This is a genomic window from Salinicola sp. MIT1003 (genome assembly GCF_001858555.1).
Classification (GTDB): Bacteria; Pseudomonadota; Gammaproteobacteria; order Pseudomonadales; family Halomonadaceae; genus Salinicola; species Salinicola salarius.
Genome location: NZ_MCAP01000022.1, coordinates 53,823 through 65,650 on the forward strand (window position 1 = coordinate 53,823; position 11,828 = coordinate 65,650).

7 protein-coding genes are annotated in these 11,828 nt (G+C 62.8%); all 7 read left to right on the forward strand.

Annotation, left to right across the window (positions count from 1 at the left end):
* The first annotated feature begins 188 nt into the window (after positions 1 to 188).
* The 7 genes from BC443_RS10120 (at position 189) to rfbB (ending at position 11,700) form a co-directional block, all read left to right on the forward strand.
* Entirely contained in the window at positions 189 to 1,142 is a 954-nt protein-coding gene (locus tag BC443_RS10120) for a hypothetical protein (RefSeq protein ID WP_071231715.1), read from the forward strand.
* Between the two features lie 183 nt (positions 1,143 to 1,325).
* The gene (locus BC443_RS10125) at positions 1,326 to 2,564 is read left to right on the forward strand and encodes a DUF4214 domain-containing protein (protein WP_083387321.1); all 1,239 of its coding nucleotides are present in this window, start codon (positions 1,326 to 1,328) and stop codon (positions 2,562 to 2,564) included.
* 148 nt (positions 2,565 to 2,712) lie between these two features.
* The gene (locus BC443_RS10130) at positions 2,713 to 5,385 is read left to right on the forward strand and encodes a glycosyltransferase (RefSeq protein WP_071231717.1); all 2,673 of its coding nucleotides are present in this window, start codon (positions 2,713 to 2,715) and stop codon (positions 5,383 to 5,385) included.
* A complete protein-coding gene (locus BC443_RS10135) occupies positions 5,369 to 7,915 on the forward strand; it encodes a glycosyltransferase (RefSeq protein WP_071231718.1) in 2,547 nt (848 codons plus the stop codon). The genes BC443_RS10130 and BC443_RS10135 overlap by 17 nt, the downstream gene beginning before the upstream one ends.
* 370 nt (positions 7,916 to 8,285) lie before the next feature.
* Entirely contained in the window at positions 8,286 to 8,900 is a 615-nt protein-coding gene (locus BC443_RS10140) for a methyltransferase domain-containing protein (protein WP_083387323.1), read from the forward strand.
* Between the two features lie 136 nt (positions 8,901 to 9,036).
* Entirely contained in the window at positions 9,037 to 10,551 is a 1,515-nt protein-coding gene (locus BC443_RS10145; RefSeq protein WP_071231719.1) for a Fic family protein, read from the forward strand.
* A gap of 57 nt (positions 10,552 to 10,608) precedes the next feature.
* Entirely contained in the window at positions 10,609 to 11,700 is a 1,092-nt protein-coding gene (gene rfbB, locus BC443_RS10150; RefSeq protein ID WP_071231720.1) for a dTDP-glucose 4,6-dehydratase, read from the forward strand.
* Positions 11,701 to 11,828: the final 128 nt, after the last annotated feature.

The window sequence follows — 11,828 nt, forward strand, 5'->3', positions numbered from 1 at the left end:
ATAAGCCATCGTTTTGAAGGTGGCTCCCTCCTTTTTGATTGTTGATAACCCCCTCGCTTTGTGGTAGCCGGTCTTGTAAGAGATTAGCTATCTAGTCTATACGAATTACGACATATTCATACTGGAGTATGAATATTGTATCATTGCGTTTAATCATAATTACGTAGTTTGCCAGCGAGAACAGCACCATGAGCCAGCCTGCCGACATTAACCAAGCTGTTGCCGCCCGTACGTCCATGAAGGTGCTTCAGCCCGGCCTGTACGTCATCCATTACGTCGATGTCACCCCTGCGAAGAGTTCGGTGCCGCTGCTCTTGGCCCAAGCGCCGATCCGCATGGCTGGAGTCATCGAATTCACTTGTCCCGACGGCATTTCTCAGCAGACCTTGGCCAAGCCCGGCGACTATCTCGTCGTGAACGTTCGCCAGGGCAATGCGGTACTGGCCGTCAGCAAGTACGCCGCTGCATCGCTTGTCGACACAGCCCAGGTCCACTGGCGTATCGAGCCAATCGTTCCGACTCCAGAAAGAGCAGCGCCAGTCTCGCGAATGAGCGCTGCCAAACGCGCCCCGCAAACCTATCAGCCGGTTGCCGGCATCACGCTGACCGGCCATATCGAAAGGCGTGGTGACGTGACGGTAGAGAGTGGCGAGTGGTTGGGTGCCATTCAGGGACGTGCGCGGCTAGAAGGCTTCCAGATTGACTGGCCTCAGCGTCCTGAAGGAGTCGATATTCAAGCGATCTGTGGGTCAGGTGGTCAACGCAGTGAGGCTACGACGGGGCGCTTCATTGGAACCCGCCAGCGGGCCAGGCCGATTCATGATCTGCAGTTGGCTCTCGTTGGACCGAACGCTCCTCGGTATCGATTGACTGGCGAAGTCGCTTTCTCGGATGGCAGTCGCCAGCCGCTGGGCAGTGTCAACGCGAAAGCGAGTCACAACGACAACGCCCAGGGCAGCAGGCACGTAACGGCTATCACGCTGAAGGTCGAACGTATCTCCACTTCGGCAGCGCAAGACGTATCTCAAGCCCGGGAGCAGGCTCAGCCTGGCGATAAGCAGCCAGCGCCGAAGTCCTCCTGGCTGGATCCCGAGATCACTCACATCGCAGATCGAGCGGCGACACAGCACGAGATCGTCTAGTCGCGTCGCTGGTAATCCGGCAGCGCGGCTCATTCTGCTCTTTTCAATAATCAGTAACGCAGGGCTGCAGAAAGTGGACATTGCACGTCCATGACAGGGTAAGGACTGGGCAGTTCCTCTGCGCCTCTTTGAAGCTTTGAAAGGGAACGGGGCGGTTAAGGTACTCAGGGTATTGTTCGTGTCATGGCTGCCTCGCGACGCAGTCGTACAGGTACGACCTGGCACGCGCAAGGGAAGGCCGGGTTCACCGGTCAAACTAGGGGCTTCGAGGGCTCCAGAAAAAGAAGATGCACAAACAGAGGTAACTCGGTAATGGCGCAACAATACGTGACGTCGTCCGGTGAGGTCAGCGCCTCCATCGGTACGACATACAACCAAGATCTGCAGAACGCCGTTCAGCAGCTTCTGGCTACTGAAGAAGGCGACCAGGTTTCTGTCCAGTCGGCTACCACGGTCGCTGAACTGCAGACCAGTGACGCAGATGCCTTGTTCATCAATCTCGACGAAGGTGAAGGCCGCGGTACTGCCGACAGCCCGCTGCGGTTCGACGACTCCGGTCGTGACAGCGGCCGTGCTTACATCTTCGAAGGCGACGAAGGCTACAGCGCTCATTTCAACACCGTTGAGCGTGTCATCATCGGAACGGCCGGCGACGACACTTTCACCGTTGACGGCGACAAGAACACCACCGTCGACGGCGGCGCTGGCGATGACGTGATCACCACCAGCGGCGGCGACGACAGCATCTCCGGCGGCTTGGGCAACGACACCATCGACGCCGGCGCTGGCAGCGACACGATCCTGGGTGGCGCTGGCGACGACTCCATCTCGGGTGGTGCCGGTGACGACAGCATCTATGGCGGCCAGGGCGACGACACAGTCGTCTTCGACGGCAACCAGGATGACTACACCGTCTCGCAGGATGGCGCCATCGTAACCGTCATCAATAACGAGACCGGCGAGACCGACTCCCTGGTCAATGCCGAGAACCTCGAGTTCGGTGACGGTACTCAGACCATCGAATACAGCGACAGCATCACGAAACTGGCGACGCTGTACGAACAGGTTCTGGGCCGTCAGGCGGATCTGGACGGCCTGCAGTACTGGGCTGACGAGCTGGATTCCGGCGTGGCGCTGGGCAAGGTTGCGATGAACATGATCGCGTCTGACGAAGCCAAGGAAAGCTTCGATTTCAACGACATGGTCATTGACCTGAGCGACGAGCAGCAGGTTGAAGGCGCTGTTGGTCAGCTCTACGAGTCCGTGCTCGGCCGCGAAGCGGATGACGCGGGTCTCGACTACTGGGTCGGTGAAGTGGTCGAAGGCGGCAAGAGCCTGGAGGATGTCGCGAACGGCTTTGCTGGCTCCGACGAACTGCAGAGCAATGAAGTACCACCAAGCGATTGGGACTTCCTGCTTTAACAGGTAGGCCGTGGCGGGGGAATTTCCCCCGCCTCTGGCGCAACAGCCTTTCTCGCTTGATCCAATCGTGTGTTACCCAACAAGGCTCTCCGGAGGGGGTTTGTTAGGTAATACCCACATCACTCCTTTCAAGATATTCGGTTAAACCGTGCTCGATACCTTTGACCGCTTCCATGCCCGTGCCCGGGCGCTCATCGCCGATGGCGACATCGACGCCGCCTATGCGCTGCTGCGCGGCGCGCTCGGTGATCGTCGTACGCGCGACGACGCGTTGCTGTGGCTGGGCCTTGCCGGGCTTGCCAAACCGGGCAAGACGGCACAGGCGGTGAGTCAGTCGAGCGCGAACAAGACCAGCACGAGCAAGCCAGGTAAATGGGCCAAACTGGCCCAGGCGGCGCTGGGTGTGCAGCTGCTTCGGCATGGCTCACGGCAAGCGCTGCAACTCATGGGGCAATCGTTTCTGAACTGGCAGTCGCTTCTGAACCACCCGGACGCCAGGCAGGCCCAAGCTGCTGCGGCCTTTGCCGCCGAGGCCTACCGTACCGATCCGACCGACCTGACAACGCTGCGCCATATGCTGGCGGCCATTCCCAACGACGGCCTCGCCAATCCGCGAGCGCGCCAACGCGAGCTGATGATGCGCCACGCGCCTCACCTGCGTGAACCCGAGGCCATTGCCAGCCTGATCGAGCTGCTTATCCAAAATCTTGGCCAACCCTGTGGTGCCATCTGGCAGCAGGGCGAACGGCTCCATGGCTGGTGCCTGATCGAAGCCGGCGCTGCCATGCCCACGCTAACGCTACACGCCGGCCAACGTCGGATCGCGTTCCAGCCGCGCAGGCGTATCCCGCTGAGCGCAGCCGGTGCGGCGAGTGTCGATAGCGTATGGTTCGAACTCGCCCTGCAGGGGCAGGCCAACGCGCTTGCGGTAACCCTGCCGGGAGCGGATGGTCGCGACCGCCCATTGGTTGGCGGTCCGCTGGAAATGCACTCAATGGCGATTCCCCATCAGCGTGAAGCGAGCCAGGGCAAGGGCGCGTCGGCCGGTCGCGCTAGCGGCGTCACCGTACTGATCCCCGTCTACAAGGGCCTGGAGATGACCCGGCGCTGTATCGAAAGCGCACTGGCCAATCGCGGCATCAACCGCACGCCCCATCGTCTCGTCGTGATCAACGACGCCAGCCCCGAGCCAGCGCTCGTCGCGCTGCTGGATGACTACGCAGCAAAAGGCCTGATCGAGCTGCATCATCAGCACATCAATCGCGGCTTCATCGGCACCGTCAATCACGGCCTGGGGCTGTATCCCGAGCGCGATGTCGTCCTGCTCAATGCCGATACCCGCGTGCACGGTGACTGGCTCGACCGCCTGCATCGTGCCGCCTACCGCCGGGAGCGGGTCGCCTCCGTCACGCCGCTCTCCAACAACGGCGAATTGATGAGCCTGCTGGCGCCCTGCGAAGCCGGCCCAGCGCCGGATGATGACGGTCTCGCCGCCTTGAATGAAGCCGCGGCACGAGCCAACGCCGACGCAGATAGCGCCGACGTACCGCTCGCGACCGGCTGTGGCTTCTGCCTGTACATGCGGCGCGATGCGCTCGATGACATCGGCGGCCTGGACCCCAGCCTGACACGTGGATACGGCGAAGAGTCGGATTGGTGTTACCGCGCCAGCGCTCATGGCTGGCAGCACCGCGGCGCCGTCGATCTCGTCGTCGCGCACGAAGGTGGCGTCTCGTTCGGCGCGGAAAAGCGCTTGCGGGTCCAGCAGAATCTCGCCGTACTCGAGAAGCGTTACCCCCACGCCGAGCGTGAATTCACTGCCTGCCTCAAGCGCGACCCGACGGCAGCGGCGCGCCACCGGCTGATGCGTGACTGGCTTCGGCAGCAGGCGTTCATCCACGTGCGCGAACCCGGCGACGGCGCAGGCATCCTGTTTTTGCCCTCGCTGGCCCATGCCAAGCGCCATTGCGAAGCGGGAAATTCAGGGCAAGGGCAGGTCGTTCTCGCCAAAGGCCCGCACCGGCACAGCCTCTGCTTGATGGGTAGCGCGCCGCAGCGCTGGCGCATCGATTACAGATTGCCCGACCAGCGCCGCGAACTGGAAGATGACCTGCATGCCCTCGGCTTCGTCGCGATAGTGCCAGCAGCGAGGATACCCGTCTGGGTCGAAGCAGCACTGCCTGGCTGGGCCGGCTACACAGGCATGCAGCACGGAATCTCCAATACCCGAGCCCTGTTCCAGCCGCAGCTTCGAACACCATCCACCATCGGCCAGGGCGCAGATTCACACAGCCAACCAATACCCTTGGTCGACTGGCAGGCACGATACAGCGAAGACAGCCTGCTGGCGGTCGCCGGCCAGCCCGAAGCCCTGGAAGCCAGCGAGTTCTCGGATTTGCTCACCGCGCTGGCGCGCCATGACGCCGGGCACCGCCTGCTACCGCTGCGCACCCCTCGCGACTGGAAACCAGCCCAGTGGTCGAGCGGTCACCTGTTTCCTATGCCTGTATTGGAAAGCACCTGGCAGGAGAGGGCCGAGCTCTGCCGGATGCATTTCCCGTTCGATGCGCTGCTGCTGCTTGATAGCGATCCGCTGACCCTGGCCGAAGCCCGTTGGCTGGACCGCGCAGACCAACCGCTGACCTGGTTGATGACTCAGGCCGTGGCCGACGCCTGCTCGCCAGAAGACATTGACACCGCGTCGCCGGGGGCCAAGCGTCAGATCGTTCTCTTGAGTGAGCTTGCTGCCCTAAGTGTGGATAAATCGTGCGAGACATCCGCCAAACAGACTCACGAGGCCACGCATGAACCAGCCTTCTGACCCGACACGCTTTCAGCACTCCCCCGTAGTGTCTTGCCAGGCTCGTCTCACCGGCCTGAACGGCAATATGCTGGAAGGCTGGGCGTACGATCCGGCGCAACCGCAGCGCCGCTGGGTCGTGGCCATTCATGGCGATGGGCGCCTGCTGGCGCTGGAACAAGCGGAACGGTTTCATCCCGAAGCGCCCGGTGACGGCCAACATGGCTTTCAAGTCATGCTCAGCGATGCCCAGCTCGACGCCACGCGGAACCTGAAGCTGACGCTCGCCAACCAGGACGACGTGCTGGCGAGTCTGGCACTGCCCGCCGCCGCACCGGCTAGGCACACCAGCGCAACATCGCGGGTGGTCTGGCAACCCGGCCTGGTACTGCGTGGCTGGTTGGTCGACCCACAAGCGCCCCATCGCCAACTGCAGGTAGAAGCCCGAGAGGGCGACACGCTGCTGGCAAGCGCAAGCCCCAGAACCTGGATCACGCATACCGACGAAACCGTCGAAGGTGGTTTTCGACTGCGCCTGCCGTTGTCGCTGGCCGATGGCAAACGTCATGAGCTGATCATTACCGACAGCGACGGCCGCGAACTGGCCGGCAGCCCGCTGATCGTTCAGGAGTGGCCCCAGGGGCTTCGCCAGTGGCTGGCGGCCGAGCCGGAAGGGCGCATGGAAAAGGGGTGGGATAAAAGCGGGCAGAACCAGCGGGGCCACACCCAAAAGCTCATCGAACGCCAGCTTGCCCGCTACGAACAATTGCTGCCACGTGGTGTGGATCTGGCCGAGTACCCTCACTGGGCCCGGCTCTTCGCTTTCGATGCCGCCACGGGTGTTGATTCCAGATCGAAGGGCGCCGCCTCGAGCCGGCACGGCACGGCACGCTCGGCATCGGCTGAAAGCGCCATCGGCATCATCGGCCTGCTGCAATTGGGCGAAGGTGAGCTGGCGCTGGGTCAGGAAAACCGCCTGCAAGTCAGACGCTGGACGCTGGCCGACCCCGATGACGAAGCGGCCTATCGCGAAGCATTGGACGCCGCGTGCCACGAATGCGATGCCGTGCTGCAACTCGAGCCCGGCGATCGCCTGCCGGAGGGCGCCCTGGCGCTGGCCTGGGACGAACTACAGCGCCATGACGCGGCCATCCTCTACAGCGACTTCGACGCACCGATGGCGCAAGACGACCCGCGCCGCTGCGGCGGCTTTCTGCCCGCCTGGGACCCGGACCGCCACTGGTGCCAGGATTATCTCGCCGCCGGGCTGTGCCTGGTAAGCAGCGCCGTGTTGCGCGGGCACCCGCATCCGCCAGAAAGCCCCCATGAATTCAGCTACGCCGCACGCGAGCGTTGCAACGACAGCGAGATTCGGCATATCCCTCAGGTGCTGCGCGAGCGCGCCCGGCCCTGGCCCGAATCGCATGGCGAAGAAGACAGCTCTCAGCGCGGGAACGCAATCGCCGAGAGCACGGCACAGACGCGACGGCTGGCGCGTCTCAACGGCCGGCTCGAACGCCACGACCCACTCGCCAGGCTGGAAGCCCATTCTCGACGGCCCGGCCTGCGCCGCCTCGTACGGACCCTGGAGCAGTGGCCTTCGGTCACCCTGATCATCCCCACCCGTGATGCGCTGGGTCTGCTGCACCGCTGTGTCGACACACTGCTGGCGCACACCGACTACCCCGGCCATGTGCGTCTGTTGATCGTCGATAACCAGTCCCAGCAGGCCGAGACCCACGCCTGGTTCGACGAGCAGATCGCACTGGGAACACGGCCCCTGGGCCCGCCAGGCGAGCGTCAGGGCAGCGCCACGGTAGAGGTGCTCAGCTACCCGCACGCCTTCAACTACGCCGCGATCAACAACGCCGCCGTGGCGCACCTCGACGAGCGGCAGCGTGGCGAAGGCGGGGCGAAGGGCGATGAAGTGATCGGCCTGATCAACAACGACATCGAAGCGCTGCACGCCGACTGGCTGCAACGCATGGTCGCGTTGCTGCTACGCCCTGGCACCGGCGCGGTCGGCGCCAAGCTGCAATGGCCCAACGCCATGGTGCAGCACGGTGGCGTCATTGGCGGTGTGCACGGGCTGGCCGCCCATGTCGGCAACGCCTGGCACATCGACGACAGCGGCTACCTCGGCATGAACCACCTGACTCAGCGCTTTTCCGCCGTGACCGCCGCCTGCCTGCTGATGCGCCGGGCCGATTACACCGCCGTTGGCGGGCTGGATGCCCGCGACTTCCCGGTGGGTTTCAACGATGTCGATCTGTGCCTCAAACTGCGCGCCCGCGGTCAGGCCATCGTCTGGACGCCGGAGGCCCGCCTGATTCATGCCGAGTCCGCCACCCGCGGCAAGGATGAAAGCGCCGAAAAAGCCGCGCGCGCCGAACGCGAAATGGCCAACCTGCGCCGCCGCTGGGGCAACGCCCTGGCAGCGGACCCGGCCTACAACCCCAATCTCTCGCTGGATGTCGCTTCCGACCCCTACACCAGTCTGGCGCTGCCGCCTCGGCCCCGCCATTCGCGAGCCAACGCACTGCCGCACTGAATCCAGCGATTCGCGGAACTCACAACACAACGGCCCACGGACGGGCCGACTTCCTCAAGCGCAAGCAAGCGCCGCAGCGAGACCTCAGCGAGGGTTTTGCCCGGCGGTAGCGTGCCTTGGGATCGGGCTGCGGGCTGCGAGCTACGGGCTACGAGCTGCGAGCTGCGGGCTACGGGCTACGAGCTGCGGGCTGCGGGCTACGAGCTGCGGGCTGCGGGCTGCGAGCTACGGGCTACCAGCTAAGGGCTACGAGCTACGGGCTACGGGCTATGAGCTGCGAGCAACCACGCCACGCTGGCTGCCGACGCCCGACGCCCGACGCCCGACGCCCGACGCCCGACGCCGAATTCCACAACAGGAAATACACTGCATGACCATGACCGCCGCCGACCTGCATCAGCTGCAGCCGGCCATGACCGACCGCCAGCGCAAGCGCTTCCTCAATGTCGGCTGTGGTAGCGCCGGCCCCGAGCGCCTGCCGGAATGCCTACGCCAGCCCGGCTGGGAGCAGATCCGCCTGGACATCAACCCGGCGGTCAAGCCGGATATCATCGCCAGCACTACCGATCTTTCCGCCGTGGAAACCGGCAGCGTGGAAGCGGTGTTCTCGTCGCACAACCTGGAACACCTCTACCCGCACGAGACTGTCGTGGCATTAAAAGAGATGCACCGCGTCATCTGCCCCGGCGGCTTCCTGCTGATTACCCTGCCGGATCTGCAGCAGGTCGCGCACTGGATTGCACGCGGCAAGCTCACCGAGACGCTTTACGACTCTCCCGCCGGGCCGATCACGCCGCTGGATATCCTCTATGGCCACCGTGCATCGGTAGAGAAGGGCAACACCTTCATGGCCCACAAATGCGGCTTCGACAAGAAAAGCCTTAGCGAAGCGTTGGTCAACGCGGGCTTCGCTGAAGTTCGCGTCAAGGCGGACGCGCACTACAACCTATGGGGTTATGCGCAAAAGGCTACATCCGCGAACTAGCTGGCGAGCCATGAGCGGACTACGTCACGCTGGTTGCCGAAGAACGAACTGAAGAAAAAAATCCTGAAAACCTTCAAACTGAAGATTTTCCGCTCCAAGTGAAGAAAATCTTCGCTCCCTGTACTGGAACGATGTCATGCCCGTAACGCCCGACACAGTCGGTTACGAGTTTCTGCGCCAAGCGCTACAACTGGGTGTCTTCGCACCAGCGCTGCCCGCGCGCGTACGTCCAGTGACCCGGATCACGCGCATGGGGGACTGTCTGGCTGTGCCGCTCGACCGTGCCCCCTCACTGCAGGCCGATGGAGCGGAGGGCAGCCCCTGGCTCGAGCATGTACTCTTTGCGCTCAAGCATGAGGGCGTCGACCTGGCCATTCTGGCCGAGGCCCTGGCCCACGTTGCCCCTCAGCAACTCATCAACATGCTGCAGGCGTCGCCCAACGGCATCTATCTACGCAAGGCCGCCTTTCTCTTCGAGGCTCTCGTGGCCCCACTGGACTATCAGCCCAGTATCGGCAGCGCAGTCGTTCCCTTGTTCGATCCGGCGCAATACGTAACAGGCCCCGCGATACGCAATTCACGCTGGCGCATCGACTTCAACGGCCTGGGCACGCTCGAATACTGCGCCACGGTGCGCCGTACAGCCGAGATCGAGCGCCTGTTGGCGGAAGACATCCTGGGGCAGGCCGGGACATTCATCGACTCGCTGCCCGCCGACATGCTCGACCGGGCAGTCCAATGGGCTTATCTGAGCGAAACGCAGTCCTCCTTTGCCATCGAGCGGGAAACCCCCTCGCCAGACAAGCAGGAGCGCTTCATGCAACTGCTCCACCAGGCTCACGAAGTGCGCGAGCTCAATGAGGATTATCTGGTGGCATTGCAGAACAGTACGGTCAGCAATCCTTTGGACAAGGCCGCTACGTTCCGAATCGAGCAGAATTTCCTGCACAACGGGCTGCGTGGCGCGCTGGGTGTCAGCTACCTGCCGCCACCACCGGCACTGTGCGAAACCCTCATGCAGGCACTGATGACATGGGCCAAAGGGCCAGCGCAACGCGTTGATCCTCTGGTGGCAGCGGCCGTGATCTCCTTCGGCTTCGTGCTGATCCATCCCTTCATGGACGGCAATGGCCGTATCTCGCGCTTCTTGATACATCATCAGCTTTGCCGGTCAGGCCAGTTGAGAAAAGGGCTTCTGTTACCGGTCTCGGTAGCCATGAAACGCCACGAGAATGAGTACCTGGTGGCGCTGGAGTCGTTCTCGAAACCAGCCCGAAACCGCTGGCGTGTCACCTGGATCGATGCGGAGCATCATGATTTTGTCTTTATCGGTGCAGAGAGTCTCTACCGCTACTGGGATGCCACCCAAGCCGTCGCCTTCACCTTGCGGATGGCCAAAGCCGCCCTAGAAGAGGACCTGCGCGAAGAGACTCACTACCTGCACTGTTTCGATGCCATATACCGGCATGTCAACGACAGCTTCGATGTGCGCAGCAGCGACCTTTCCCTGTTGGTGATGATGTGCCTCAGTCAGCAAGGGCGGATTTCCAACAACCGGCGCAAGCAGTTTCGCGACAAGGTGCCGGAAGAAATTTTCGAGGCCATCGAAGCGCAAACGCAGCAAGTACTGGCCGAAGATCCCCGGAACTGAAAGCAGAATCCTGGCAGGCCCAGCATCAGCCCCAAGCCCGAACCTTGAGTCAACTCCATGTCCAAAACCTTCCTCGTCACTGGCGGTGCCGGTTTCATCGGTTCCGCCGTGGTGCGTGAGCTGATCCGCCATACCCAGCATCACGTCGTCAACGTCGACAAGCTGACCTACGCCGGCAACCTCGATTCGCTGGTGGAAGTTGCCGATAGCCCGCGCTACACCTTCGTGCAGGCCGATATCTGCGATGCCGATGCCATGCAGGCAGTCTTCGAGACGCATCAGCCAGACATCGTCATGCACCTGGCGGCGGAGAGCCACGTCGACCGCTCCATCGACGGGCCGGCGGCGTTCATCCAGACCAACGTGCTCGGCACCTGCACGCTGCTGGAAACCGCCCGCCGCTATTTCAATACGCTCAAGGCACTCAAGGGGAGCGCCCTGTCGGATACGCAGGCCGACAAGGCAGAGTCGTTTCGTTTCCACCACATCTCCACCGATGAAGTGTACGGCGACCTGCACGGCACCGATGCGCTATTCACCGAGACTACGCCTTACGCACCCAGCTCACCGTACTCGGCCAGCAAAGCCGGCTCCGATCATCTGGTCCGCGCCTGGCAGCGCACCTACGGTTTGCCCACGCTGATCACCAACTGCTCCAACAACTACGGGCCGTATCACTTCCCCGAGAAGCTGATCCCACTGGTGATTCTCAACGCCTTGGAAGGCAAGCCATTGCCGGTCTATGGCGACGGCCAGCAGGTACGCGACTGGCTCTACGTGGAAGACCACGCCCGGGCGCTGATCAAGGTCGCCACCGAGGGCGAAGTGGGGGAGACCTACAACATCGGCGGCCACAACGAGAAGACCAACCTCGAGGTGGTACAAGCGATCTGCGACCTGCTGGACGAGCTGGTTCCCGCGCCCGGCACACGGCGCGAGCTGATCACCTTCGTCACCGACCGCCCGGGACATGACCAGCGCTACGCCATCGACGCCGGCAAGATCGAGCGTGAGCTGGGATGGAAACCGCAGGAGACTTTCGAGACCGGCCTGCGCAAGACCGTGCAGTGGTATCTGGACAACGAAGCCTGGTGGCAGCGCGTGCGCGACGGCAGCTACCAGGGCGAACGGTTGGGTGTCGAGCTGTGAAGCGCTTCGCGTCGGTCACGAGCTAGGGCAGGCCAAAATTCACACTTAGGCACTGTCTGAAAAGTACTGCGCTCGCCCATGCGACCTTGTCAGCGGCCATGGCTTGACCCATATTAACTTAAAGGTTA

Excerpts from the sequence above, each read along its gene's own strand:
- BC443_RS10120 (WP_071231715.1), top strand. The coding sequence starts at position 189 with ATGAGCCAGCCTGCCGACATTAACCAAGCTGTTGCCGCCCGTACGTCC.
- BC443_RS10125 (WP_083387321.1), top strand. The coding sequence starts at position 1,326 with ATGGCTGCCTCGCGACGCAGTCGTACAGGTACGACCTGGCACGCGCAA.
- BC443_RS10135 (WP_071231718.1), top strand. The coding sequence starts at position 5,369 with ATGAACCAGCCTTCTGACCCGACACGCTTTCAGCACTCCCCCGTAGTG.
- BC443_RS10140 (WP_083387323.1), top strand. The coding sequence starts at position 8,286 with ATGACCATGACCGCCGCCGACCTGCATCAGCTGCAGCCGGCCATGACC.
- BC443_RS10145 (WP_071231719.1), top strand. The coding sequence starts at position 9,037 with ATGCCCGTAACGCCCGACACAGTCGGTTACGAGTTTCTGCGCCAAGCG.
- rfbB (WP_071231720.1), top strand. The coding sequence starts at position 10,609 with ATGTCCAAAACCTTCCTCGTCACTGGCGGTGCCGGTTTCATCGGTTCC.